Annotated in this window: 20 protein-coding genes and 1 other annotated feature; of the genes, 9 read left to right on the forward strand and 11 right to left on the reverse strand. The window is 45.1% G+C overall.

All coding sequences use genetic code 11. The features are described 5' to 3' along the window. Positions 1-181: 181 nt before the first annotated feature. Entirely contained in the window at positions 182-2,311 is a 2,130-nt protein-coding gene (gene pnp, locus IRQ95_RS13495) for a polyribonucleotide nucleotidyltransferase (protein WP_194437424.1), read from the reverse strand. 277 nt (positions 2,312-2,588) lie between these two features. Then, on the reverse strand, positions 2,589-2,858 hold the full coding sequence (gene rpsO / locus IRQ95_RS13500; protein WP_005380094.1) for a 30S ribosomal protein S15: 270 nt from the start codon (positions 2,856-2,858) through the stop codon (positions 2,589-2,591). A gap of 462 nt (positions 2,859-3,320) precedes the next feature. Between rpsO and mtnN the strand changes: the two genes are divergently transcribed. From mtnN to IRQ95_RS13520, 4 genes are all read left to right on the forward strand, one after another. Next, positions 3,321-4,019: a 5'-methylthioadenosine/S-adenosylhomocysteine nucleosidase gene (mtnN, locus tag IRQ95_RS13505; RefSeq protein WP_194437425.1), complete on the forward strand. Its 699-nt coding sequence runs from the start codon at positions 3,321-3,323 to the stop codon at positions 4,017-4,019. A 13-nt stretch (positions 4,020-4,032) separates the two neighbouring features. Then, the gene (locus tag IRQ95_RS13510; RefSeq protein WP_194437426.1) at positions 4,033-4,986 is read left to right on the forward strand and encodes a cobalamin biosynthesis family protein; all 954 of its coding nucleotides are present in this window, start codon (positions 4,033-4,035) and stop codon (positions 4,984-4,986) included. Then, positions 4,986-5,804, forward strand: coding sequence for a vitamin B12 ABC transporter substrate-binding protein BtuF (gene btuF, locus IRQ95_RS13515; protein WP_194437427.1), 819 nt, complete (start codon positions 4,986-4,988; stop codon positions 5,802-5,804). Before IRQ95_RS13510 ends, btuF begins: the two co-directional genes overlap by 1 nt. 90 nt (positions 5,805-5,894) lie before the next feature. After that, entirely contained in the window at positions 5,895-6,515 is a 621-nt protein-coding gene (locus IRQ95_RS13520) for a TRIC cation channel family protein (RefSeq protein ID WP_194437428.1), read from the forward strand. Positions 6,516-6,996: 481 nt separating this feature from the next. Here IRQ95_RS13520 and thrC read toward each other — a convergent pair whose 3' ends face one another. The 3 genes from thrC to thrA are packed head-to-tail and all read right to left on the reverse strand — an operon-like array spanning position 6,997 to position 11,707. Then, positions 6,997-8,280 (reverse strand): threonine synthase, encoded by a 1,284-nt coding sequence (gene thrC / locus IRQ95_RS13525; protein ID WP_194437429.1) that lies wholly within the window; start codon positions 8,278-8,280, stop codon positions 6,997-6,999. Continuing rightward, complete coding sequence (gene thrB, locus IRQ95_RS13530) at positions 8,277-9,233, reverse strand: homoserine kinase (protein WP_194437471.1); 957 nt, start codon at positions 9,231-9,233, stop codon at positions 8,277-8,279. The genes thrC and thrB overlap by 4 nt, the downstream gene beginning before the upstream one ends. Before the next feature lie 14 nt (positions 9,234-9,247). Then, the gene (thrA, locus tag IRQ95_RS13535; RefSeq protein ID WP_194437430.1) at positions 9,248-11,707 is read right to left on the reverse strand and encodes a bifunctional aspartate kinase/homoserine dehydrogenase I; all 2,460 of its coding nucleotides are present in this window, start codon (positions 11,705-11,707) and stop codon (positions 9,248-9,250) included. Between the two features lie 30 nt (positions 11,708-11,737). Then, positions 11,738-11,857, reverse strand: a sequence feature (Thr leader region). Positions 11,858-12,126: 269 nt separating this feature from the next. On the opposite strand from thrA, the gene IRQ95_RS13540 reads away from it, so the two are divergent. After that, positions 12,127-12,579, forward strand: coding sequence for a ribonuclease regulator (locus IRQ95_RS13540; protein WP_194437431.1), 453 nt, complete (start codon positions 12,127-12,129; stop codon positions 12,577-12,579). Positions 12,580-12,586: 7 nt separating this feature from the next. Here IRQ95_RS13540 and IRQ95_RS13545 read toward each other — a convergent pair whose 3' ends face one another. Both IRQ95_RS13545 and IRQ95_RS13550 read right to left on the reverse strand, forming a co-directional pair. Beyond that, positions 12,587-13,072, reverse strand: a complete 486-nt coding sequence (locus tag IRQ95_RS13545) for a putative 4-hydroxy-4-methyl-2-oxoglutarate aldolase (RefSeq protein WP_194437432.1) — start codon at positions 13,070-13,072, stop codon at positions 12,587-12,589. 30 nt (positions 13,073-13,102) lie between these two features. Beyond that, complete coding sequence (locus IRQ95_RS13550; RefSeq protein WP_348541610.1) at positions 13,103-13,489, reverse strand: DUF3293 domain-containing protein; 387 nt, start codon at positions 13,487-13,489, stop codon at positions 13,103-13,105. 326 nt (positions 13,490-13,815) lie between these two features. Between IRQ95_RS13550 and arcA the strand changes: the two genes are divergently transcribed. After that, on the forward strand, positions 13,816-14,532 hold the full coding sequence (gene arcA, locus IRQ95_RS13555; RefSeq protein ID WP_194437434.1) for a two-component system response regulator ArcA: 717 nt from the start codon (positions 13,816-13,818) through the stop codon (positions 14,530-14,532). 128 nt (positions 14,533-14,660) lie between these two features. Here arcA and hldE read toward each other — a convergent pair whose 3' ends face one another. The 3 genes from hldE to IRQ95_RS13570 form a co-directional block, all read right to left on the reverse strand. Then, the gene (gene hldE, locus IRQ95_RS13560) at positions 14,661-16,091 is read right to left on the reverse strand and encodes a bifunctional D-glycero-beta-D-manno-heptose-7-phosphate kinase/D-glycero-beta-D-manno-heptose 1-phosphate adenylyltransferase HldE (protein ID WP_194437472.1); all 1,431 of its coding nucleotides are present in this window, start codon (positions 16,089-16,091) and stop codon (positions 14,661-14,663) included. 78 nt (positions 16,092-16,169) lie between these two features. After that, positions 16,170-19,013 carry a bifunctional [glutamate--ammonia ligase]-adenylyl-L-tyrosine phosphorylase/[glutamate--ammonia-ligase] adenylyltransferase gene (gene glnE, locus IRQ95_RS13565; protein ID WP_194437435.1) on the reverse strand — a complete coding sequence of 948 codons (2,844 nt, stop codon included), beginning with the start codon at positions 19,011-19,013 and terminating at the stop codon, positions 16,170-16,172. A 140-nt stretch (positions 19,014-19,153) separates the two neighbouring features. Further along, entirely contained in the window at positions 19,154-20,410 is a 1,257-nt protein-coding gene (locus tag IRQ95_RS13570; RefSeq protein WP_194437436.1) for a methyl-accepting chemotaxis protein, read from the reverse strand. Positions 20,411-20,513: 103 nt separating this feature from the next. Between IRQ95_RS13570 and IRQ95_RS13575 the strand changes: the two genes are divergently transcribed. Beyond that, entirely contained in the window at positions 20,514-21,314 is an 801-nt protein-coding gene (locus IRQ95_RS13575; protein ID WP_194437437.1) for a potassium channel family protein, read from the forward strand. 65 nt (positions 21,315-21,379) lie between these two features. Here IRQ95_RS13575 and IRQ95_RS13580 read toward each other — a convergent pair whose 3' ends face one another. Beyond that, the gene (locus tag IRQ95_RS13580) at positions 21,380-22,897 is read right to left on the reverse strand and encodes a CYTH and CHAD domain-containing protein (protein WP_194437438.1); all 1,518 of its coding nucleotides are present in this window, start codon (positions 22,895-22,897) and stop codon (positions 21,380-21,382) included. A 206-nt stretch (positions 22,898-23,103) separates the two neighbouring features. Here IRQ95_RS13580 and IRQ95_RS13585 point away from each other — a divergent pair, with 206 nt between their 5' ends. After that, complete coding sequence (locus IRQ95_RS13585; protein WP_194437439.1) at positions 23,104-23,784, forward strand: TIGR00153 family protein; 681 nt, start codon at positions 23,104-23,106, stop codon at positions 23,782-23,784. A gap of 131 nt (positions 23,785-23,915) precedes the next feature. After that, complete coding sequence (locus IRQ95_RS13590) at positions 23,916-25,175, forward strand: inorganic phosphate transporter (RefSeq protein WP_194437440.1); 1,260 nt, start codon at positions 23,916-23,918, stop codon at positions 25,173-25,175. The last annotated feature ends 135 nt before the right edge of the window (positions 25,176-25,310 follow it).

A 25,310-nucleotide genomic window follows, 5' to 3' on the forward strand; every position in this document is an offset into this window, starting at 1 on the left:
ACCTACTTATTATGAGTCTATACCCTAAGAGTCACACGTCTAGTTGAAGTTCAAATGCCTTATTACTAGCGTGACGTTATAATTATTTATGCCTGACATGTTTTCCTAAGGCATAAAAAAAGGGAGCTCACAGCCCCCTTTATAGCATGCTTTTAGCCGTCTAGGCTAATAGGATACCAGATTACTCAGCGTCAGCAGCTGGCTTTTCAGCTTCTTCTGCTGGCTTTTCAACTGCTTCTTTCATGCTTAGACGTACACGGCCCTGACGGTCGATCTCAAGTACTTTAACTTGAACTTCTTGACCTTCAGTTAGGTAGTCAGACACTTTCTCAACACGCTTCTCAGAGATTTGAGAAATGTGTACTAGACCGTCTTTACCTGGCAGTACTGTAACGAATGCACCAAAATCAGCTAGACGAGCAACTTTACCGGTGTAGATACGACCAACTTCAACTTCTGCAGTGATCTCTTCGATACGACGGATAGCTTCTTTCGCCGCTGCACCTTCAGTTGCTGCGATCTTGATTGTGCCGTCATCTTCGATTTCGATAGTTGTACCAGTTTCTTCCGTTAGAGCACGGATAACTGCACCACCTTTACCGATAACGTCTTTGATCTTCTCTGCGCTGATCTTCATTGTGTGAATACGAGGCGCGAATTGAGAGATATCTTCACGAGCACCAGAGATAGCTTGATCCATTACAGATAGGATGTGCTTACGTGCACCTTGGGCTTGGTTAAGCGCAATTTGCATGATCTCTTTAGTGATACCTTCGATCTTGATGTCCATTTGTAGTGCAGTGATACCAGAGTTTGTACCTGCTACTTTAAAGTCCATGTCACCTAGGTGGTCTTCGTCACCAAGGATATCTGAAAGAACAACAAAATCATCGCCTTCTTTAACAAGACCCATTGCGATACCCGCAACAGAAGCCTTGATTGGCACACCAGCATCCATAAGTGCTAGAGAAGTACCACAAACAGAAGCCATTGAAGATGAACCGTTAGATTCAGTGATTTCTGATACAACACGTACAGTGTATGGGAACTCATCTACAGATGGCATTACTGCTGCAATACCACGCTTCGCTAGTTTACCGTGGCCGATTTCACGACGCTTAGGAGAACCTACAAAACCCGTTTCGCCTACACAGTATGGAGGGAAGTTGTAATGTAGTAGGAAGTGATCTTTACGCTCACCAGTTAGTTCATCAATGATTTGCGCATCACGTTGCGTACCTAGAGTCGCAGTAACGATCGCCTGAGTTTCACCACGAGTGAATAGCGCGCTACCGTGAGTACGTGGAAGAACACCAGTACGTACGTCTAGCGCACGAACCATATCTTTCTCACGACCATCGATACGTGGGTTACCAGCAATGATGCTGCGACGAACAACTGTCTTCTCTAGATCGTGGAAGATAGTGTGAATTTCTTTAGCGTCAGCTTCTGGATCTTCAGCAAGTAGAACTGCGTTTACTTCTGCCGCGATTTCGTGAATGCGGTCGTAACGAGCCATCTTTTCTGTGATTTGGTAAGCTTCAACAAGTTTCGCTTCTGCTAGTTCAGCAATCTTGTTGTTAAGCGCTGTGTTCTCTTCAGGAGCAACCCAATCCCAAGCTGGAGTAGCAACTTCAGCTTTGAATTCGTTGATCGCGTTGATAACAACTTGTTGTTGGTCGTGACCATAAACAACCGCTGCTAGCATTTCTTCTTCAGTTAGGTTGTCAGCTTCTGACTCAACCATTAGTACTGCAGATTCTGTACCTGCAACTACTAGGTCAAGCTTAGATGCATCTAGCTCAGTGTTGCTTGGGTTTAGAACTAGTTGACCATCAACGTGACCAACACGTGCAGCACCGATAGGACCGTTGAACGGGATACCAGAGATAGCAAGCGCAGCAGAAGTACCGATCATTGTTACGATATCAGGCTGAACGTCTGGGTTTACAGACATTACTGTCGCGATAACCTGAACTTCGTTTTTGAATGCGTCTGGGAACAGTGGACGGATTGGGCGGTCAATTAGGCGAGCCGTTAGTGTTTCGCCTTCAGAAGGACGACCTTCACGCTTGAAGAAACCACCTGGGATTTTACCTGCCGCGTAAGTACGCTCTTGGTAGTTCACTGTTAGTGGGAAGAAGTCTTGGCCTGCAACCGCTTCTTTCTTACCTACAACTGAAACGAATACTGCTGTATCGTCCATTGTAACCATTACTGCAGCCGTAGCTTGACGTGCGATAACGCCAGTTTCTAGAGTAACCGTGTGGTTACCGTACTGGAACGTTTTAACAACTGGTTTTTCGAACATTGTTAATCCTTGTCTCTGAGCAACGCTCAGAATATGTAAATAAAAGCTCAAGGCACTACGAATCGCGACTAGTGAAAAGAAACTAATGTAAGTTCCCTTTTAATAGTCGCGACCTTTTGGTCGACGTGGTTGACTGTAATGCAATGAACTATAGAGAAAACCCCGAAACGAGGTTCAGCCGTGCGTAGTATAACGGCATTCGTAGGATTTGGCTAAATTTAGCCAACAAAAAAGGGGCATAAAGCCCCTTTTAAACAAACTGCTATGCAGTCGCTTATTAGCGACGTAGGCCTAGACGCTTGATTAGGTCTTGGTAGCGAGCTAGATTTTTACCTTTTAGGTAATCTAGAAGCTTACGACGACGAGAAACCATACGTAGAAGACCACGACGGCTGTGGTGATCGCCTTTGTGTGCTTTGAAGTGACCTTGTAGGTGGTTGATAGAAGCTGTAAGTAGAGCTACTTGAACTTCTGGTGAACCAGTGTCGCCTTCGCCTTGTGCGTATTCTGCAACGATTGCTGCTTTAGTTTCTGCATTCAGAGACATAATTCTCTCCTAATAAAAGAGTAGGTTAATATTTGTACCAGCCAATCTCTGATTCAGCTGGTACGAGAAGCGCGAATTATAGGGTATGTACAGAGGTTAAGCAATAGCTTTTGCAAAGCGAAGCTTGGCAAAAAGAACGCGAAGTAAGCTTCGCTACGGAGGCGGGAACGCAAAGCGAAGCTTTGCTTCGAGAACGCCCAGTATAACTGGGCTTCGGGAAGTAAATACTGTGCTTTTATACGATAAGACAACTAGCCGCACTTGTTTCTCGACTCTCTATTATCAAAGTTCAGTGAGCCTCCCGCAGTGAGGCACAGCCGAACGTTCCCGCATCCGTGAGCACAGCCTTGCTGTGCGTTCCACAAACGAAGCTCTGCTTCGTTTGCTGAACGTTCCCATTCCCACCTTTTCTGGTACACTTACGCCATCAAAATTTAGCTATTCGAATAAACAGGATTCCCTATGAAAATCGGTATCATCGGTGCGATGGAACAAGAAGTTGCCATCCTTAAAGACTCTATCGACAACTGCCAACAAGTGACGAAAGCAGGTTGTACTTTCTTCTCTGGTCAACTAAACGGCGTTGAAGTTGTTCTTCTTCAATCTGGTATCGGTAAAGTTTCTGCAGCAGTCGGTACTACTATTTTGCTGGATGAATACCAACCAGATGTTGTGATCAACACAGGTTCTGCTGGCGGTTTTGACTCAAGCCTAAACCTAGGTGATGTGGTTATCTCAACTGAAGTTCGCCACCACGATGCAGACGTAACGGCATTTGGTTACGAAATCGGTCAAATGGCTCAACAGCCAGCTGCGTTCATCGCTGATGCAAAATTGATGGACATCGCTGAACAAGCACTTGCGCAAATGAAAGATAAACACGCAGTACGTGGTCTAATTTGTACAGGTGACGCTTTCGTCGCGAGCGCTGAGCGTCAGGAGTTTATCCGCAAGCACTTCCCTTCTGTTGTAGCAGTAGAAATGGAAGCAGCGGCGGTTGCACAAACTTGTCACCAATTCAACGTACCGTTTGTTGTTGTTCGCGCTATCTCTGACGTAGCAGATAAAGAAGCAACCATGAGCTTTGATGAGTTCCTACCACTTGCAGCACAAAGCTCATCAGAAATGGTTATTAAGATGGTTGAATTGCTAAAGGCATAAATGCTTAACGCTCATGGAAGAACTTTTTAATCAGCTATTTAGTAATGGTGCGCTCCTCGTTATGTGGGGCGCACTACTTTGCCATTGGGTTCTTCCTCTACCACGTGAAGCCCATCCAGCCGTTCTATGGCGCAAGTTTGCCGAGCAGTTGGCTAATAAGGTCAACTCACCGGGTCATTATTCGCAAAGCCTGACCGCTGGCATCCTCGCCTGGTTATTAATGATGCTACCAATGCTCATAGTACTTGGGGCGCTCAAAACTCTGGTATGGCAACCCCAACTCTACGAATTAGCATTTCTACTTCTAGCGCTTGATTGGCGCAACAATCACGTTTTTGCCACTCAATTTACTCAGTTTTTAGCTAATGAAAACAGCGCTGCAGCAAAAAAGCAGCTCGCACCTTTAGTCAACCGCAATACCGCATCACTCTCTTTGCTCGGATTGGGTAAAGCAGGCAGTGAAACACTCATCATGGGTTTGGGACGCAATGTTGTTGCCGTCCTATTTTGGTATGCCTTGGCTGGCGGAATAGGCGCATTCATGTACCGCATGGCAATGGAATTAGCGCGAGCTTGGTCACCTTCACGCCAACAATTTATGCCGTTTGGCATACCAGCAGTCAGAATCCTCGCAGTGCTGGACTTTATCCCTTTGCGACTGTTTGCTTTGATGATTTTACTCGGCAATCGCGCTCAAGCTTCACTAACCCTATTAAAACAACAAGCCGCATCATGGCCGCTACCCGGTCCTTCATGGTTGCTGATTGCTTGTGGTTCTAAACTCGAACTTTCACTCGCTGGCCCTGCTATTTATAACGGTAGAAAAGCAGTTCGAGCCAAACTCGGTGGACGTATCGCGCCTGCCGCTTTTCATTTTGCCCAGCTAAGCAAACTATTAACTAGCCGCTTATGGCTATGGGTTTCCCTACAAAGCCTTATCATGGGTGCAATTTACCAAGGATTGTAATGTTTCGATTCGCTCTACTACTAACGTTAGCTAGCTTCTCTCTTCACGCGCAAACGATTGAGCGAGTAATCAGCTTGGCGCCTTCCGCCACTGAACTCGCTTATGCCGCAGGATTGGGAGATAAACTTATCGCGGTCAGCGACCGCAGTGACTATCCTGAGTTTGCCCAAGATTTAGAAAAAGTGGCCAACTATCAGGGTATCAATATCGAACGAATTATTACCCTGCAACCGGACTTAATCATCGCTTGGCCATCAGGGAACCCGGCTAAAGACTTAGCGAAACTGCGTCAGTTCGGCTTCACGTTTTATGACTCACAAGCCACCTCCCTTGACGATATTGCTCGTAACATCGAGCAACTCAGTCAATACGCTGACGATCCAAGTATTGGCTTAAAAGCAGCACAAAATTTCCGCCAATCACTGGCAGAGTTAAAACAAAAATACCACACTGAGCAGCCCGTCAGTTACTTCTACCAACTGAGTGAAAAACCAATCATCACAGTAGCCAATGGTCATTGGCCAAGCGAAGTGTTTTCTTTCTGTGGTGGTAAAAATGTCTTTGCAGAAAGTTCAGCATCTTATCCACAAGTCGGCCTAGAGCAAGTTATCTTGGCCAACCCCGAGGTCATTTTTACTTCACGCCACGCAATTGATAACACCACCATGTGGCAGCCATGGAAAGAACAACTTCAAGCACTACAAAATGAACAAATATGGGTCTTAAACTCAGACTGGTTAAACCGCCCTACACAACGAACTTTACGCGCGATTGAGCAAGTTTGTGAGCTCTTCGAAACAGTGAGACAAAAGCGTTAACGGTTGCGTGAGTAATCCCGTAATATGCGCGCCGATTTTTGCTCGTTAGCTAACACTACTTTTATTTATAACTATTGAGATCCTTCCATCATGGATTCGTTGTTGATTTACATAATTGACCTTTTTGGCACTGCCATTTTTGCTATTTCAGGGGTTTTACTTGCGGGTCGTCTTAAGATGGATCCGTTTGGTGTTGTCGTACTCGGTAGCGTTACGGCAATTGGGGGCGGTACTATTCGTGATATGTCGCTTGGCGCCACACCAGTTTTTTGGATAACCGATACTAACTATTTGTGGGTTATCTTTGTCACCTGCCTGCTTACTATGTTGATTGTTCGTCGACCTAAGCGCCTAGCGTGGTGGATTTTACCGGTCTGTGACGCGGTTGGCTTAGCCGTATTTGTGGGCATCGGCGTAGAAAAAGCGATGATGTTTCAAGATTCAGCGCTGGTTGCCATCATCATGGGCGTAATCACGGGGTGTGGCGGCGGTATTATTCGCGATGTGCTCGCCAGAGAAGTACCAATGGTACTCAGAAGCGAGGTGTATGCCACTGCGTGTATTATCGGAGGTGGATTCCATACCTCAGCGTTAGCTATGGGTTGCAGCAATGACACGGCGTTTTTAGTAGGTGTTATCTCAACACTGGTGATTCGTTTAGGTGCAATTCGCTGGCATTTGTCTCTGCCTATTTTTGCATTGAATCGTTAACCTGAAAGGTTAAGAGAACGCACTGCGTAAAACGCAGTGCTTCGGGTGGCGGGAACACTCGGCAAATGCCTCTTTTCGAGAACGCTCAGCAAAGCTTCGCTACGGGAAAGAGCTAATTCAGACCGAGTTCTTCTGCAATATAGCTTTAATGCGTAAAACGCAGTGCTTCGGGAGGCGGGAACACTCGGCTAATGCCTCGCTTCGAAAACGCTCAGCAAAGCTTCGCTACGGGAAAGAGCTAATTCAGACCGAGTTCTTCTGCAATATAGGTTTAATACTTAAAACGCAGTGCTTCGGGAGGCGGGAACACTTGGCAAATGCCTCGTTTCGAGAACGCTCAGCCTAGCTGAACTTCGGGAAGTTGGAAAAAGTTCGTAATTTCCGTAAACAAAGCGGTTTACCGCTTTGTGCTCTGTAAGCCATTTATTGGCGTTCCCAATTCCCACATCCATTAAAAAAGGTCGCTTTCGCGACCTTTTTTCTATTTCTGCACTTTTCTCAGTACTTGTTTTAAGGCTTCAAAGTCATTAGCCAGGTCTTCCGATAGAAGCTCCATCGCCGCATGTTTAGCAAGTGGCGCAGGTAAATCGATATCACTACTTAGAATGTCATCCACAACTTCTTTGAACTTAGCTGGATGTGCGGTACATAGGAATAAACCTGTCTCGCCTTCCGCTAATTGCTCTCCTAAAACTCGGTACGCAATTGCGCCATGTGGCTCACATAGATACCCTAACTGGTGAAGTTCTTGCACCGCTTCCGCACTCTGCTGATCGGTTACCGCACCTTTACCGAGTGTATCTAATCCCCAACCTTTGATTTGGCACAACTCTTCGATACGCGGCCAGTTGTTTGGTTGGCTGACATCCATTGCATTCGACGTGGTTGCCACTGTCGGTTTAGGATCCCATTGACCTGTTTCTAGGTAACGCGGAACGGTGTCGTTAACGTTAGTCGCAGCAATAAAACGCTTAATTGGTAGCCCCATTGCTTTCGCCAACAAACCGGCCGTTAGGTTGCCAAAGTTACCACTAGGTACAGACACAACGAGATTTTCACGTTGCTGCTTAGTTAGCTGCGCTGCTGCTTCAAAGTAGTAACAGATCTGCGCCATTAAACGGCTGATATTGATTGAGTTTGCTGAGTTCAAACCAATCTCTTCACGCAGCGCTGCGTCATCAAATGCCTGCTTCACCAGCGCCTGACAAGCATCAAAATCGCCATCAATCGCGACAGTATGAATGTTCTTACCTAATGTACAGAATAGCTTTTCCTGTAGCGGGCTGATCTTACCTTTCGGGTACAGGATCACCACATTAATGTCTTCCATACCATAGAAAGCATGAGCGACAGCCGCACCAGTGTCACCTGACGTTGCAGTTAGAATGGTAATTTTCCCGCCATTAGAAACCGCCGCTAAAGACTGCGCCATAAAACGGCCACCAAAATCTTTGAACGCCAGTGTCGGACCGTGGAATAACTCTAGAGCATAAACGCCCTGCTTGACTTGTTTAATCGGTGCTGGAAACTGAAATGCAGCATCAACCATGGCATTTACCTGCTCTGAAGCAAGCTCATCACCGATCAATGCTGACAAAATTTTAGTACTACGCGCGATAAAATCTTCATCTAAAAGCGCATCAACATCGTCAAACTGTGGCAGTTGCGATGGAAAAAACAGACCTTGATTGCGGCCTAACCCTTGGCGAACAGCTTGACCAAAGGATACTTGTTCGTCATTTTCTTTTATATTGTACAGCTTCATAGCTCACTTCCTGTCACTTTCGAACCTTGTTTATCTAAACGACAAACATGAACGAATCCCTCTTCATTTTGTACGTAATTTTGTTCGAGCCATTGAGCAACACGCTCAGCGATGTCTTTCTCTTTACAAATACTAAATAGTGTCGGACCACTACCTGAAATACCTGTCGCAAGAGCACCCGCTGAAGTGGCGTATTTGCGCGCATCAGCAAAACCCGGTAATAGTTTCTCACGATAAGGTTCTGCGATCACGTCTTTGATCATTTTTGCAGCAAGTTCTGGCTGATTGGAATGACACGCATGAACAAAACCAGCTAGGTTACGCCCATGAGCAATCACATCTTGGCGTCGATATTGTGAAGGTAATATCGAGCGTGCTTCAGCGGTTGATACCTTAATCCCCGGATAGGCCATCACCCAGTACCACTCATCAAAACATGGCACTTCTTGACTAATAATCCCTAGCTCTTCCAGCATCAATTGCAGCCCACCAAGGTAGCAAGGCGCTACATTGTCATAATGAATACCACCAGAGATTTGTCCTTCCATTTCTCCCATCAGAGCAAGCAGTTCCATCTCGCTTAATGGTTCGCCATGGAAGCGATTTAACGCATCAAGTGCCGCGACAATCGAACAAGCACTTGAACCAAGCCCTGAGCCAATCGGCATGTTCTTTTCGAGTGTCATTGCGACCGGAAGTAACGCTTCACCCTTACGATCTAATTCACGCGCAAACACTCGCCAACAATCGTAAACGATATTTTCCTTCGGATCGGCGGGTAGCTTAGAAACAAAGCTACCTGCAGTGTTAAGAGAAAATGCTTCTTCACCTTGGCGAACCAAGACACGATCGCCAAGTAAAGTGCCGTCAATGGGTGACACTGCAGCTCCCAGCACATCGAAACCAACACTGACGTTACCAATTGATGCTGGCGCATAAACCACTACATCCATACCACGACTCATGGTTATACCCCCAGTTTCCAGCCAAGTGTACGCATTACATCAGCGAATACACCGGCTGCTGTTACTTCTGTACCCGCGCCATAGCCACGTAATACCAGTGGGATTGGATTGTAGTATCGACTATAAAACGCCAATGCATTTTCACCATCTTTGATCTTAAACATTGGATCATTTTCATCCACTGCCGCAATACTTACACGACATTGCCCATCGGCAATTTCACCGACATAACGCAGTACTTTGCCTTCTGCGCGAGCTTTCGCAACTTGCTCTTGGAAGTAGGCATCCGCCTCCGGCAAACGCTGCATGAATTCATCAATACTGCCTGAATCATCAAAACCCGGTGGTAGTGCTTGATCAACCACAACATCTTCTAACTCAAGTGCCATGCCTGCTTCACGAGCAAGAATAAGCAGCTTACGAGCCACATCCATACCAGATAGATCATCACGTGGATCTGGTTCAGTGAAACCGTTGTCTTTTGCGATATTCGTTGCTTGGCTTAGCGTCATGCCTTCATCTAACTTACCAAAGATATAAGAAAGCGAACCCGACAATATACCCGTAAAGCGCTCAAGCTCATCACCCGCTGAAATTAGGTTCTGCAGGTTCTCAATTACAGGTAAACCTGCGCCTACCGTTGTCTCGTACATCAATTTACGACGAGAGCTACGCGCAACATTACGCAGTTGATGGTAGTAAGACATGCTGGCGGTATTGGCTTTCTTGTTTGGTGTTACAACATGGAAACCCGCTGCTAAGAAATCAGCATATTGATTAGCGATGGCTTCGCTTGACGTACAGTCCACCAGCACAGGGTTGATAATATGATTGCGCTGAACCAAAGACTTAAGGCTCGCCAAGCTAAACTGCTCAGAAACGCCGTTGAGGCGATCACGCCAATGCTCGAGAGGTAAACCTTGGCCATCAAGTAATACGCCTTTGCTGTTCGCTAAACCACATACGCGCAGCACAATACCTTTATCGGCCAGTTTGGCTTGTTGACGTTGGATCTGATCAACCAGTTCACCACCTACGCCACCGACACCGACCACAAACACATCAAGGAAGTGTTTGGAGTTGAATAGATTTTCGTGACACGCTTTGATCGCTTCAGAGATCTTATCTTCTGGGATCACGGCAGAAATCGCGCGCTCCGATGAACCTTGCGCAATCGCGACGATGTTGACGTTGACTTCAGCCAAAGACGAGAAGAATTGAGAAGCCACACCACGAGAGGTGCGCATGCCATCACCCACTAGCGTTACAATAGCCACGTTATTGATGTATTCAACAGGCTCTAACAGCCCATCTTTAAGTTCAAGTTCAAAGGCATCTTTTAGCGCTTGCTCTGCTAAAGCTTTATCTTCCGCTTCGATACAGAAACTGATGCTGTACTCAGAAGAAGACTGTGTGATAAGCACAATTGATACACCAGCAGATGACATCGCACCGAATACGCGACTTGCCATGCCAACCATCCCTTTCATGCCAGGGCCTGAAACGTTGACCATAGTTAAATCGCTTAGTGTAGTAATGCCTTTGATCGCTAACTTGTCTTCACCTGTGTCTTGACCGATCAAAGTGCCCGCGCCTTGCGGGTTAAAGCTATTTTTAATCAAGCATGGGATATGGAATTGAGCGATTGGTGCAATCGTCTTAGGATGCAGCACTGATGCACCAAAATAAGAAAGCTCCATCGCTTCTTGGTAACTCAGTGATTTAAGTAAACGCGCATCATCCACTAAACGCGGATCACAGTTGTAGACGCCGTCCACGTCAGTCCAAATTTCACAACACTCTGCACGTAAACACGCCGCAAGGACTGCTGCTGAATAATCCGAACCATTACGGCCCAATGTCACTAACTCACCTTTAGCGTTACCAGCCGTGAAGCCCGGCATAATATTTACATGCCCTTGCGGCAGTGGCTTAGCGCGGAAGTTTTCGGTAGAAATTTCAACATCAACCATAGCTTCAAGGTGGTCACCTCGCGCAAGCAAGTATTCAACAGGGTCGATTAAACTCGCAGGCTGTCCTTTCGCTTCTAACACCGCTTGCATTAACTGGATAGAAACTCGTTCACCTTTACTGATAATACGCGCGTTTACATTGTCAGGACACATACCCAAAAGGCTAATGCCACTGACAAACTGACGCAATTGCGTCAACGAACTCTTAACTTGATGGTTATAACCATTCGCATCCAAATTAGGTACTGATTGCTGAATTTCAGCTAATAGTCCGCGGAATAAATCCTCGATTTCGGCAATTTGTAATTCGGCATCACTGCCTTTCAAAGCAGCTTCGATAACGGCCACTAACTTATTAGTGGTTTTCCCTGGTGCTGATAGCACTACAGCTACTTCTTCTTGTTGGGCATTATTAGCAATTATGTCTGCCGCTCGCAAAAAGCGGTCAGCATCGGCTAGTGATGAACCACCAAATTTTAAAACTCGCATCCCTTCCTCCGAATTCTCGATAAATTGGTATAAAAAAAGGCCTGTGTCCGTTTGGGATACAGGCCTTTTTTTTGATTTTTTACGCTTAGCAGCCTGCCCCAACGCGCGTAGTGTCGGTAATAATAATGGTTGTGGTCATTACGTTTAGGCTGTCGATTCGCATGTAAATTTCGCTGCTGTATGTTTGCTTACCTCTACGTTTACCTTATTTAACAACATCTAGTCAACGAAAACTTTATTTTTCAAGCATAAAAACCAACCAATCAAGCTCGATTTAACGACTGAAATCGCATACAAACCCAACGTATATAGCAAATTTGATCGCTTTTAGTTAAAAACTACGACCAATGAGTGAGATCTATGCTTTAATTGTGCATGCAGTGGAATAATTGATTTCAACCTTCGGATTGAGGCGGCTTATGAGAATACTAATTAGCCTTACCTTTACCCTTCTTAGTTGGGGGGCGTTTGCTGCCGATCTTCCTGAGCTAAAAATCGACTCTGAAAAGTCTCCACACAAACTATTTCTATCCAGTGATAGCAATCAGCATAGCTTTGACTCTTGGACTATAGACAGTGGTTATGCCTATAACTTATTTGATAAAGTTGATGTGTATGTCGGTACTCGACTGGATAAAAACAAGGAAAGTGGTTTTCTGAGTGGACTGAAGTACCAAGTTTCTCCGCGTTTATCGTTAAAGAGTACCTTGCACTCTTATAACAATGAAGACGCCCCTGAAGGGCAAGAAAACGGTATTGCCGCAGAAGTATCAAGTCGTGTTCATTTAACTGAACATCTTGATCTACATGCCACTCTCGATTATCAAGAGTGGCAACAAGGTTTTGAAGTGGGGATTGGTTTTCGCTTCTAACTGACTATCAACACCAATTCAGTAATTCACTCGACGTAAGCACGCCATTCCAATCCGCGTAGATATAGTCTCCAGGCTGGATCATTTGGTTATGGATAGTAAGCATTACATCAACGTCACCCGCACCTCGCTTTTCGGTTTTAAATGGGCAAGTACCTAAAGCTTGCACACCAATATCCATTTCAGCAATAACTGCAGCATCACGGATCGCACCATTGATGATGATACCTTCCCAATTGTTCTCTATCGCTAAAATAGCTAATTGATCACCAAGTAAAGCTCGTTGACACGAGCCATTACCATCTACCACTAAAACCTTTCCAGTGCCATCCTGCCCTAATACTTCACGCACTTTAGAGTTATCGTGATAACAACGTATGGTAACAATTTTTCCCCAAAAAGCAGTACGTTGCCCAAAATTACAAAGTGGTAAATTTACGTAATTAACGTGGCTTTCAAATTTGTCACAAATGTCCGGTGTAATGTCTCTCATGTCTTCCTCCATGAACTAAATAGGTATTCCTTATCTGATCCTATGCCCCCATTTCCCTAGGTTAATTATTGTTCTATCTGGTAGGCAAGATAACAATTTGAGCTGTTCATCTTGAACAAAGTAGATAGCATTCTGCTGATATTTTTGCGCAAGCTCAATAGCCAACTGCACAGAAATTGAGCTTGCAAAGCTTGCTTCTGACCAGGAAAAGTCCTCATTCCCCACTAAAACATTATGTAAAATATGTGGAGCTAGATCACACTGCAAACATTTATTTCTTATAAGGTTTTCCTGTTCTTCCAGTCTATAGCTCGCTGGATTATTCGCCGTAATAATCACAAAATCACCAGTTGGAATTCTATTTTCAAATTTGAAGTATGGATCACAGTAAGCTTGCCAAAAATGAGCATCAATCATCATATAACCAATAAATTTACAACTGTCATTTACTATTAATATCTGTTACAAAGAATCTCTTGATATAAATCAACAAAGTGAATGGAATTAACATTTGTGCATTGTTAGCATGCTGTTAACTCTATAAAATCCGAGTCAAACGCTTAATAGTATGAATGAGGATACGGAACCTCTTTTGAAAGAAAGTAACACCAAGGATGGCGGGCATGTAAAGAAGTGTTTTTTTATAGTCTTTGGTATATTGTCAAAATCAATTACCTGTAAGTAATGTTTTTGCCTAGAATTTATTCTATTAGCACATTTTTTCACAAGTTTAGGTAACGCCGATGCAAACCCCGCAGATTCTTATCGTTGAAGATGAGCAAGTAACTCGTAACACTCTAAAGAGTATTTTTGAAGCAGAGGGATACGCTGTTTTTGAAGCCAGTGACGGTGAAGAGATGCACCATATTTTGACTGAAAGTCAAATCAACTTGGTGATCATGGACATCAACCTACCTGGTAAAAATGGTCTATTGCTAGCTCGTGAACTGCGTGAGCAAGCAAATGTGGCACTGATGTTCTTGACTGGTCGTGACAACGAAGTTGATAAGATCCTTGGTCTTGAAATCGGTGCAGATGATTACATCACTAAACCATTTAACCCACGCGAACTCACTATCCGCGCTCGCAACCTACTAAACCGTTCAATGAACTCTAGTTCAGTTCAAGAAGAGAAACGTAGTGTTGAGAAATACCAATTCAACGGTTGGGTTCTAGACATCAACAGTCGCTCTCTAGTGAGCCCTGATGGCGATAGCTACAAGCTTCCTCGTTCAGAGTTCCGTGCACTACTACACTTCTGTGAGAACCCAGGTAAGATCCAAACTCGTGCGGATCTACTGAAGAAAATGACTGGTCGTGAGCTTAAGCCACATGACCGTACGGTTGACGTAACAATCCGTCGTATCCGTAAGCACTTTGAATCAGTGTCTGGTACACCAGAGATCATCGCGACTATCCACGGTGAAGGTTACCGCTTCTGTGGTGAGCTAGAAGACTAATCTTCAGCTGAATTATAAAAAAGGAGCCCAAGGCTCCTTTTTTGTTTTTTACGCCTGCCACACGCCTAGCGAGCAAAAAAAACGCCCATCAAAGATGAGCGTCTAATCATTTGGGTTAGCAGTGCTAGTTAGCCTTTGCCGCCTTTAATCGCATTGATGATTTCACTGGTTGAGCAGCCATCTTCAAAGTTGAGAACTTTTACTTCACCGCCATTGGCAATCACTTCTTTACCACCAGCAATCTCTTCCGGTTTGTAATCACCACCCTTCACCAATAGATCAGGCAGCACTTCAGCAATTAATCGTTGTGGCGTATCTTCACCAAACGGCACAACCCAATCAACCGCGCCTAAGCCTGCCAGCACCGCCATACGGCGATCTGTTGGGTTAACCGGACGACCAGGACCTTTCAGACGCTTCACTGACTCATCAGTATTCACCGCCACAATCAAACGATCGCCTAATTGAGCAGCATGATTCAGGTAAGAAACATGGCCTGCATGCAAAATATCAAAGCAACCATTAGTCATGACAACTTTCTCACCACGACCTTGCGCCTTCTTGACGGCTTCAATCAAGGCTGACTCAGCAATTACGCCGAAATCCGTGTCATGGCTACCATGAATCGCTTCCGCCAATTCAATCGTTGATAGCGTTGAAGTACCCAGTTTACCCACGACCACACCTGCCGCCGCATTTGCGAGCGCACACGCTTGATCAAGAGGTTTACCCGCTGATACAGAAGCCGCCAATACAGAAATCACAGTATCACCAGCGCCCGTCACGTCGAACACTTCTTTTGCTTGAGTCGGCAGATGGAATGGCTCTTGACCACGGCGGATCAATGTCATGCCATGTTCACTGCGTGTTACCAATAGCGCTTCAAAATCAAACTGTTCGATCAGTCCCAATGCTTTTTCAACCAGATCCTGTTCTGATTTCACTTTACCAACCACATGCTCAAATTCCGACATGTTTGGCGTCAGCAGTGTCGCACCACGGTAACGTTCGAAATCGGCACCTTTCGGGTCGATAAATACTGGGACGTTGGCTGCGCGAGCTTTTTGAATAAATTGCTGCACATGCTCTAGCGCACCTTTAGCGTAGTCGGAGAAAACTACGGCTTTGACTTTTGGCAGTGCTTGCTCCATGCGATCGAGGATCGGCTCTGGGTCGACGCCTTCAAACGGTTCTTCAAAGTCGAGACGAATGAGCTGCTGACCACGGCTCAATACACGAAGCTTGGTAATGGTTGGCAGATTTGGTAGTGAAACAAAATCACATTTCACTTTTAGTGCTGATAACGTTTCGTTCAACACTTTAGCTGGTTCATCAATCCCTGTTAAACCCACGATGTGTGCGTGTCCACCTAGTGAGGCGATATTCATTGCTACGTTAGCAGCACCACCAGGACGCTCTTCGTTGTTTTCTACTTTCACTACTGGAACAGGTGCTTCTGGCGAAATACGACCGGTTGGACCATACCAGTAACGGTCTAGCATTACGTCACCAACAATTAGCACACCCGCTTGACTGTAGTCAGGTAGGATTGGTTTCATCATGGAACTCCACTATTTAATTCTGGGCAAAGTTTATCATAGCGCCAGAAGGGTCAAAACCTTTTGATTATCTAACCACTAAGATACTAACCACTGCTGCCAGACGTCCACGACTAATTGGCGCTCTTGAGTAAATTTATCATCAGCAACATCGGCATCTAGGTTAAGCAAATTACGGTGATGGATTTGGTCACGCATCGAAGTATAGGCGTTGGTTACCGCCATTGCCTGATACTCATCCATGATCCCCTGAGCGATGAGCGATTCGAATATACGCACGTTATCCGACCATCGCGTTAGCTTTGGTTTATCATGACTGTAATTAAGCACCAAGTATTGCGCGAGAAACTCAATATCCGTAATCCCGCCGGGGTCTTGCTTCAACATAAAACGACCGGCTTTTTTGCCACCTAAGTGATCGCGCATTTTTATACGCATATCAACCACTTGCTTTTTCAACTCTTCGGTTTCACGTGGCAGACATAAGATCCCATGACGGATCTCATGGAACGCTCGTTGTAGCGGTTCATCACCATAGATCATACGCGCGCGCACCAATGCTTGATGCTCCCAAGTCCATGCTTCCGTGCGTTGGTACTCGTCAAACGCATCCGTTGGACTGACTAATAATCCCGAAGCGCCCGATGGACGTAAGCGAGTGTCCACTTCATACAGAATGCCCGATGCAGTACGGATTGAGAAAATATGGATAATGCGCTGTGCAAGACGCAAATAGAACTGACGGCCATCAATATCTTTCTTACCATCGGTATAAGCACTCACTGGGCAGTCGTGCATAAACACGATATCTAAATCGGAGTTATAGCCAAGCTCCCACCCACCAACTTTCCCGTAACCAACGACCGCAAAGCCTTTACCTTCACGATCTTTAAGATGGTTAGGCTGCCCATATTTCGCCACCATCTGCAGCCAAGCTTGGTTAACCACACACTCAACAATCGCTTCCGACAAATAAGTTAAGTGGTCACTCACTTTCATCACAGGCAACACACCCGCGATATCCGCAGCGGCAATGCGTAAGATACAAATCTGCTTAAACTGGCGCAGCGCTTCCATCTGCTGTTCCATATCATCTTCTGGGATACGAGCAAGATAATCGCGCAATTCTGTACGATATGACTCAAGAGGAATTGGGTTATACAAATGCTGTGGGTCAATCAGCTCATCAAGCAGAATTGGGTAGCGCCCAAGCTGCTCAGAAATCATTGGACTCGCGGTACATAGACGCACAAGTTGAGTCAAAGCAGCGCCATGTTCATCCAATAGCTCTAAGTAAGTGGTACGTGTCACGATGCGATGCAACAAATGCAGGACTCGTGGTAAACCAAACTCAGCATCCGCATGAGCGAAGATCGCTTGGAATATTTTCGGCATTAAGCGATTTAGCACTTCTCGCCCACGCGGCCCTAGCGTTTTCTTTGCTAAGTCCTGTTTGAAAGTGATGATGGTTTGCGCCATCTTTTCCGGTTCAGCGACCTGAATATCATTGGTGAGGATGTTTTCAATTACATCGCTGTGCTGCGCCATGTCCCACAACTCACTGAAGTGTTTGGCAACCTCGCTCTGCTCTTCTTCATCATCACCGATCAAATGAGTAAACACTGCGTGCACATTGGTCATGTTTAGTTCAACTTGCTGCTGCAGTTGTGACCAATCTTGAAAGCCCATTGCGACCGCAAGTTGCAAACGCTCAATCTCGCCATCAGGTAACGTTTGTGTTTGTTTATCTGCCATGGCTTGTAATAAGTTCTCAAGACGTCGCAGGAACTTATACGCATCTCGCAAATGGACGACTTCTTGTTTGCTCAGTAATTCGAGCTCGTCAATCGCATCTAAAGTGACCAGTAAACCGCGCTGACGCAGGCTTGGTTCACGTCCGCCTCGGATCAACTGAAAGACCTGAGCAATAAACTCCACTTCTCGAATACCACCCGCACCCAGCTTAATGTTATTGCTCAAGCCACGACGACGCACTTCGCTGCTGATCATCGACTTCATACGGCGCAAAGATTGAATAGCACTAAAATCGATATAACGGCGAAATACAAATGGACGCAACATCTGACGCAACTCTTGGTACTCTGGGTACATTTCACGCCCCATAACGCGCGCCTTGATCATGGCGTAGCGTTCCCAGTCACGTCCTTGCTCTTGATAGTAATCTTCAAGCGCGGCATAACTCATTACTAATGGACCGCTATCACCAAATGGACGAATACGCATATCAACGCGATAACAGAAACCATCAAAGGTTTGCTGATCGAGCGCTTTAATAATGCGCTGTCCTAAACGAGTAAAGAATTGAGCGTTAGCAATACTTCGGCGAGCGCCTTGCGTTTCACCGTTTTCCGGATAAGTAAAAATCAAATCGATATCGGAAGAAAAGTTGAGCTCACCACCTCCCAACTTACCCATACCAATGATTAACATCGGCTGCGCTTCACCTTGCTCATTACAAGGCGTTCCCCATAACTCACAACAGGCTTTATATTGCCATTGATAAGTTTCGAAGATCATCGCTTCAGCCAGTTGAGAAAGGTGCTCTAAGCTTTCTTCAAGGGACCAACTACCACAAAAGTCACGCCAAGCAATGTAAGCCATTTCTCGATTGCGGAACTGCCTCAATACCCGCTGCCCACTCATTTCATCGCTGCAATGAGATAACTGCGCAGCAAGAACGTCACGATAAAGACTATGCCGCTCCTTTTGCTCGAGCATGGCTGGCAGTTCATTACACAATTGCTCATCTTTTGCCAAAATTTCAATGACAAACTGGCTCAAGCCCGCGACATGTTCCAATTGCTGAACAACCTCTTCAGGCCAATGTTGCGAAAATGGATAATGCTCTAAGTTGGCCAAGGCAGATTGCGATATCGAAGTAAGAGATGAAGGCAACGGCATGATTCTTCCTTGTTGAGAAAAGCTTGATTAGCGAAGGGGCACAGCCCTATTTGATTTTGTTCAGTTAGTTATAACAAACTTTGGACAATAAAAAACGCCTGCAAACAATTCGCAGGCGTTTATTGAGTCACTCTGTGAGATCACACTTTGAATGCGGTAATTTTCTTATCTAACTCTTCAGCGTTTCTCTGCATAATTTCAGACGTTTCGAGTAATTCAGAGACAACGGTCACCGAAGCTTCCACCAGTTCGCGCACATTAGTAAGATTTTGGCTCATCTCTTCTGCAACACTACTTTGCTGACCTGCCGCCGTCGCTATTTGGAAGTTCATATCATTAATTTGGTTGACCTGTGAAACAATGCCATCCAACTCGCTACCCGCATTGGTGACCAATTCAACACCTTCGGCTGCCTCAACGACACTTTTCTCCATCAACTCCACAGCTGAATTTGCGCTACTTTGCAGTTGAGAAATCATATCTTGAATCTCTACCGTCGCTTGCTGAGTGCGCTGTGCTAAATTGCGTACTTCATCCGCTACCACAGCAAAGCCACGACCCGCTTCTCCGGCACGCGCAGCTTCAATCGCAGCGTTCAATGCAAGCAAGTTCGTTTGCTCAGAGATACCTTGGATAGTCCCAACCACACTGCCAATCTTTTCAACACTTTCTTCAACTTGGTTTACCGCTTGCGCTGATGCCGCGATATCTTGAGAAAGCTCACTAATCTTCCCAACTGTATCTTGCACGAAACGCTGTCCAGTTGCCGCTTGGCTCGAAGCGCTCTCTGTTAGTGAAGAAGCATTTTGCGCATGGTCTGCCACAGTTTGTACCGTAGAGGTCATTTCGCTCATCGCTGTCGCGAGTTGATCGATCTCTTGAAATTCTTCCATTGCCGACTCTTTGGTTTCTGACATGCTCAATGTCATTACTTCCGTTAAGCCAGAAAGTTCTTGAGAAGAACTCACTTGAGTTTTGATTAGGTCTTGTAATTGAGTTCTTGTTCGCTCTAATTCACGAGCAACATCACCGTACTCATCACGACATTCAAGACGAACAGGTGTACTTAAATCGCCACTCGCCATGCGTTTAATGGCTTCATTTAAGTAATTGGTTTGACGTAACATAATTCGTGCAGCAAACAGGAGAACAAAAATAAAAACACCAATTAAGGCAATTGTTTGCCAAATTACATCAACCAAGTATGCTTCATAATGTTCTCGTGCGACGGCATCATTACTTGTCGCAGCAAGAAGTGAGTTGTAGAAGGTTTCAGCGTCCCATAATTGCTTGCCGACGATCAGTAAGGTACTGAACACCATCAGCATGGCCATTTTAGGAACGAGACGAATATCCGTAATCACTCGTTCCCATGGCTTAAATGCCATTGTCGTCATTGTTAGTTCTCCACTAAGTCATATATTCTTTCTACATCGGCGGAAAGTGCCTTTAAAAAAGTGGTACTTTAGTATTAGCACCTATAATTATTTCGAGCTTCGTATGAAAAGAAATGATAACAAAGACGAAACCAAGCCGATGAGCTTGCTGTCACTAATTCTCTCTTTTATGGCGCTATTTGTGATCTCAGCCCTATTGTTTTTACCAATAAACTCCGAGACACGTCATATTCTTATCGGCTTAGACTTCATTGTTTGTAGTATTTTTCTTCTACAACTTACGATTGATTTGATCCGTGCCGAAGATAGAGCTCATTTTATGAAAAAGCATTGGATCGATTTCATTGCTAGTGTGCCCATGATCGAACCTTTACGCTTCGCACGCATTTTTCATATTTTGCGAGTCATTCTAGTCATTCGCTCTAGCCGAAATATCATTCAGCAACTTCTCAGTAACCGCAAAGAAACGACTATTGCTTCAATTCTGCTACTGCTGGTTGTGCTTTTGACCCTTGGTTCAAGTGTCATGCTGTTTGCTGAAGGGCACTCCCCTGAAGCCAATATAAAAACCGGAGGAGATGCGCTTTGGTGGGCACTCGTCACCATTTCCACTGTGGGATACGGCGATCACTATCCTGTGACTGAATTAGGTAAAGTCGTTGCTGCGGCAGTCATACTCAGTGGGGTCGGATTATTTGGTATGATCTCGGGCTTGATTACGTCAGTGATCACGTCACCCAGCAAAATGCAGGCGTTAAAAGCGGAGCAGAAGGAAAAGCAGATGCTGATGCTGCTAGAGCAACAGCAAGTGATTCTGCAACGCCTTGAAAAGCTAGAGAGAAAAATGAGTAAGGACATAGACAAACTGCATCAAGGCTCGTCTCTCAAATCTCTCGACAAGTAACCAGCAGAAAACGCTACGCATAAAAAAAGAGAGCCTAGGCTCTCTTTTTTACACCATTCATCTGGCTATTCTTGCCAATAAGGCTCCGCTTCAATGCAAATTACGCGAGTCTGTTCCATCGCGTGCAAGATTGATGTTTCTTGGCGGAACAACCAGCGTTCCAATTGTTCACGCTCTTCCCCTTCAAGTCTCTCGACCATCATTTCCAATGGTTTTAAAGTAAGAAGATCATCAATCCCTTGCAGCAAATCAGCCCATGGTAAACGGAAGCTATTTCGTTCAACTGCATCATATAAACTAGCAAAACCAACGCCAGTGTACAGGTTACGCATCAAGCGATATTGCTGTTCAATGTAATCCTGAGGAGCCATGACTTTTTCTGGCGGAAACGCTTCCATTAACTCATGCCAAGTACGCTCAAGTTGTTCAACCGAAAAAGGCTGAATATTCTGTGCCATCGCTTGGCGCGATTTATCATCTAAGAAAGGTTGCCAACCACGAGTTAAGATCCAACGACTTAAATCTAATAGTAAAGCGGTATAGCGAGCAGAATTAAATTGCGCCAAGGTATCTTCACGTGAAGGCAATTCACGTTGAATCTCACTCAACTCAGCAATTAAGAATTTACGAGCATCAAGTTTACGTAATGCATGCCCTTTATCTTCTAACAGATCTTCTAAATAGTCATACTGCTTAATCCATTCAAGCTCTTGTTCCAACCATTTAAGTTCCTGACGAATCAATGCACTAGCCTTACGAGGTACAATCGCACCATAGATGGTCAAGGTCTGACGAATGAAACTGATAGAGTTCTTTATTTCATGCAGAGCGTCAATCGACTCGCGTTCAGAATAAATTTGCTCATGATTGTGCCAGTGAGATAACGCATGCTCTAGTGACGTGATTAAGCAAGACTCAACTGTGTCGTTCTTATCTGTCGCTACCAGCTCCATTGCCTTTACTTCATCGCCACTGTAGCCAAGTGCAAGACGATAACCACGAGCCGCTTTGCTCAGGTTTCCTAAGCGCATACCACCTGTATCACTTAGACTGCGCGCCAACGTGAACAACGCATCAGTTTGGCCCGATTTTAGTTCAAGCTCTACTTCGCAGATCGTATCTCTCTCTTCTCCGGAAATAACTTCACCTTGATCGAAAGCAACTTCCACTTGGCTGCCGTCTGCCATCGCAATGAGCCATTGCTCACGCGTAAAGTTAGTCGAGAAAAGAGGCGATAACTCAGCTTGTAGCGTGTCGATGTCTTTGCCCATTGGCCAAATATCACCAGGATGCAGAGATAAGTCAGGTTCATTGCCTGTATGTTCAGCATTGTATTCAGGGCGTTGATGTAAACCAGCAACGACTCGCCCTGCCGTTTTTACCGTTTGAACATAAACCTCATCGAAACGGCGAATGCGCAGACCAATATCATGCTGTCTTAGCCAGTTTTCTGGTGTATCAAAATAAGTGTTACCCAGCTCACGACAGCTATGCTGAAGTATCTTTGCTTCAGAAATTTTTTGGCGTAAAGTTTCTGAAAAATCTGGAGAAACAAAAAACTTCAGTTCTATCTCGGTTTCCATAGTTATACCTTTCAAAGCAGATAGAGACAGGATATTGCTATATTTCGTACTCGGCAAGAGTGAAATATCGCTCAATTGATGATCTAAAACAGTTTTAATGATGGATTTAATGCGTTACCATGCGCGCCTTTATAGCCATCGCACAACATTTCGCCCGTAAAGGGTGTATTGTTACTTATGGGTTATATTTAGTAGGTTGAATGACCATGCCAGTAAATACAATTATGGGGTTATTTGCAAAGTCCCCTATTAAGCCTTTGCAGCGTCACGTAGTGTGCGTTAACGAATGTTGCTCTCACCTAGTTAATTTCTTTGAGGTTTGTGCTCAAGGTGACTGGGAAACAGCATCAGAAATTCGTGCACAAATTTCTCATCTAGAGAAAGAAGCGGACGTACTCAAGCGCGAAATTCGTATCAAACTTCCTCGAGGTTTGTTCATGCCTGTAGATCGTAGTGACATGTTGGAACTACTGACACAGCAAGACAAACTTGCAAATCTAGCAAAAGACATTGCCGGTCGCGTTTATGGCCGCCAACTCGCTATTCCTGCTCCTCTTCAAGAAAACTTTATTGCTTACGTGAAGCGTTGTTTAGACGCAGCACAGCAAGCTCAAAAAGTGATCAGCGAATTGGATGAACTGCTAGAAACAGGATTCAAAGGTCGCGAAGTTACTCTAGTTGCAGAAATGATTAATCAACTAGATAAAATCGAAGATGACACCGATGCGATGCAGATCCAACTTCGTCAACAATTAATGGCGATTGAGCAAGATCTGAACCCTATCGACGTGATGTTCCTGTACAAGATTTTAGAATGGGTAGGCGGTATTGCCGATCAAGCACAGCGTGTAGGTGCTCGATTAGAAGTAATGCTTTCCCGCTCATAAATGTAAGTTAACTCAATAACGAGCACATCTTTAAGACACACCCCAGTTAGGCGATGAGTATTTCGACGCTTAAGGGGTTTTCTCGTGTTTAAAATTTGGCTCCGATTATTATCAAACAACTAGGTATTACGATGGATATCCTTGCGAACTATGGCACTGTCCTGATTATTGTTGCGGCCATTTTTGGCTTCATGATGGCAATTGGTATTGGTGCAAACGACGTGGCCAATGCGATGGGTACGTCAGTTGGCTCCAAAGCTCTGACTGTTAAACAAGCAATCATCATTGCGATGATTTTCGAATTTGCTGGTGCTTATCTAGCCGGTGGCGAAGTAACCGATACAATCCGTAAAGGTGTTATTGAAACTTCTCTATTTGCTTCTCAACCAGATGTGCTTGTTTACGGCATGATGTCAGCGCTTCTTGCGGCTGGTACGTGGCTACTGCTTGCGTCATATATGGGCTGGCCGGTATCAACAACTCACTCAATCATCGGTGCAATCATCGGTTTTGCGTGCGTATCAGTAGGTACAGAAGCAGTAGACTGGAGCAGTGTTCAAGGTATCGTAGGCAGCTGGATCATTACACCAATTATCTCTGGTTTCTTCGCTTACGTAATTTTTGTTAGCGCGCAACGATTGATCTTCGATACAGAGAAACCACTGTTCAACGCTAAGCGTTTTGTGCCTGTTTACATGTTCATCACCACGATGGTGATCGCGCTAGTAACAATTAAGAAGGGCCTTAAACACGTTGGTCTACACCTAAGCAACACCGAAGCTTGGATGTGGGGCGCGGGTGTTTCTGCACTTGTTATGATTGGCGGTTACTTCTACATCCAGAAGAAATTTGCTAACCGCGAAGATGATCACGGCTTTGCCGGCGTAGAAGGCATCTTCAGCGTACTAATGGTTATCACCGCGTGTGCTATGGCATTTGCTCACGGTTCAAACGATGTAGCCAACGCGATCGGTCCACTAGCAGCGGTTGTATCAACAGTAGAACACATGGGTTCAATTACTGGTAAAAGCGAAATCGTTTGGTGGATTCTTCCACTAGGTGGTTTTGGTATCGTCGTTGGTCTAGCGACCCTAGGTCATAAAGTAATGGCGACAGTTGGTACTGGTATTACAGAATTGACACCTAGCCGTGGCTTTGCAGCTCAGCTAGCGACAGCATGTACAGTAGTACTTGCCTCTGGTACAGGTCTACCAATCTCAACGACACAAACACTTGTAGGTGCGATTCTTGGTGTAGGTTTTGCTCGTGGTATTGCGGCACTAAACTTGGGTGTTATTCGTAACATCGTCGCTTCTTGGATTGTGACTCTACCAGCAGGTGCATTGCTTGCTGTTGTGTTCTTCTATGCGATTCAGGCCTCGTTTGGTTAATCAAATATAAGTCAGTGAAATGTAAGCTGACTGTCATTATTGACTCAAACACGCAGAAAGGGAGGCTTAGCCTCCCTTCTTTGTTGCACCATAAAAAGAAACTTCATACTATTTGCTCTTCGGGGTTACCCCTTC

The organism is Vibrio fluminensis, from assembly GCF_015278125.1.
In the GTDB taxonomy this organism is placed as follows: domain Bacteria; phylum Pseudomonadota; class Gammaproteobacteria; order Enterobacterales; family Vibrionaceae; genus Vibrio; species Vibrio fluminensis.

Coding starts and splice junctions, on each gene's coding strand:
- IRQ95_RS13575 (WP_194437437.1), top strand. CDS start 20,514: ATGAAAAGAAATGATAACAAAGACGAAACCAAGCCGATGAGCTTGCTG.
- IRQ95_RS13585 (WP_194437439.1), top strand. CDS start 23,104: ATGCCAGTAAATACAATTATGGGGTTATTTGCAAAGTCCCCTATTAAG.
- IRQ95_RS13550 (WP_348541610.1), bottom strand. CDS start 13,489: ATGATTGATGCTCATTTTTGGCAAGCTTACTGTGATCCATACTTCAAA.
- glnE (WP_194437435.1), bottom strand. CDS start 19,013: ATGCCGTTGCCTTCATCTCTTACTTCGATATCGCAATCTGCCTTGGCC.
- IRQ95_RS13520 (WP_194437428.1), top strand. CDS start 5,895: ATGGATTCGTTGTTGATTTACATAATTGACCTTTTTGGCACTGCCATT.
- IRQ95_RS13580 (WP_194437438.1), bottom strand. CDS start 22,897: ATGGAAACCGAGATAGAACTGAAGTTTTTTGTTTCTCCAGATTTTTCA.
- thrC (WP_194437429.1), bottom strand. CDS start 8,280: ATGAAGCTGTACAATATAAAAGAAAATGACGAACAAGTATCCTTTGGT.
- thrA (WP_194437430.1), bottom strand. CDS start 11,707: ATGCGAGTTTTAAAATTTGGTGGTTCATCACTAGCCGATGCTGACCGC.
- btuF (WP_194437427.1), top strand. CDS start 4,986: ATGTTTCGATTCGCTCTACTACTAACGTTAGCTAGCTTCTCTCTTCAC.
- mtnN (WP_194437425.1), top strand. CDS start 3,321: ATGAAAATCGGTATCATCGGTGCGATGGAACAAGAAGTTGCCATCCTT.
- hldE (WP_194437472.1), bottom strand. CDS start 16,091: ATGAAACCAATCCTACCTGACTACAGTCAAGCGGGTGTGCTAATTGTT.
- IRQ95_RS13540 (WP_194437431.1), top strand. CDS start 12,127: ATGAGAATACTAATTAGCCTTACCTTTACCCTTCTTAGTTGGGGGGCG.
- IRQ95_RS13545 (WP_194437432.1), bottom strand. CDS start 13,072: ATGAGAGACATTACACCGGACATTTGTGACAAATTTGAAAGCCACGTT.
- pnp (WP_194437424.1), bottom strand. CDS start 2,311: ATGTTCGAAAAACCAGTTGTTAAAACGTTCCAGTACGGTAACCACACG.
- arcA (WP_194437434.1), top strand. CDS start 13,816: ATGCAAACCCCGCAGATTCTTATCGTTGAAGATGAGCAAGTAACTCGT.
- IRQ95_RS13590 (WP_194437440.1), top strand. CDS start 23,916: ATGGATATCCTTGCGAACTATGGCACTGTCCTGATTATTGTTGCGGCC.
- rpsO (WP_005380094.1), bottom strand. CDS start 2,858: ATGTCTCTGAATGCAGAAACTAAAGCAGCAATCGTTGCAGAATACGCA.
- IRQ95_RS13510 (WP_194437426.1), top strand. CDS start 4,033: ATGGAAGAACTTTTTAATCAGCTATTTAGTAATGGTGCGCTCCTCGTT.
- thrB (WP_194437471.1), bottom strand. CDS start 9,233: ATGGATGTAGTGGTTTATGCGCCAGCATCAATTGGTAACGTCAGTGTT.
- IRQ95_RS13570 (WP_194437436.1), bottom strand. CDS start 20,410: ATGACGACAATGGCATTTAAGCCATGGGAACGAGTGATTACGGATATT.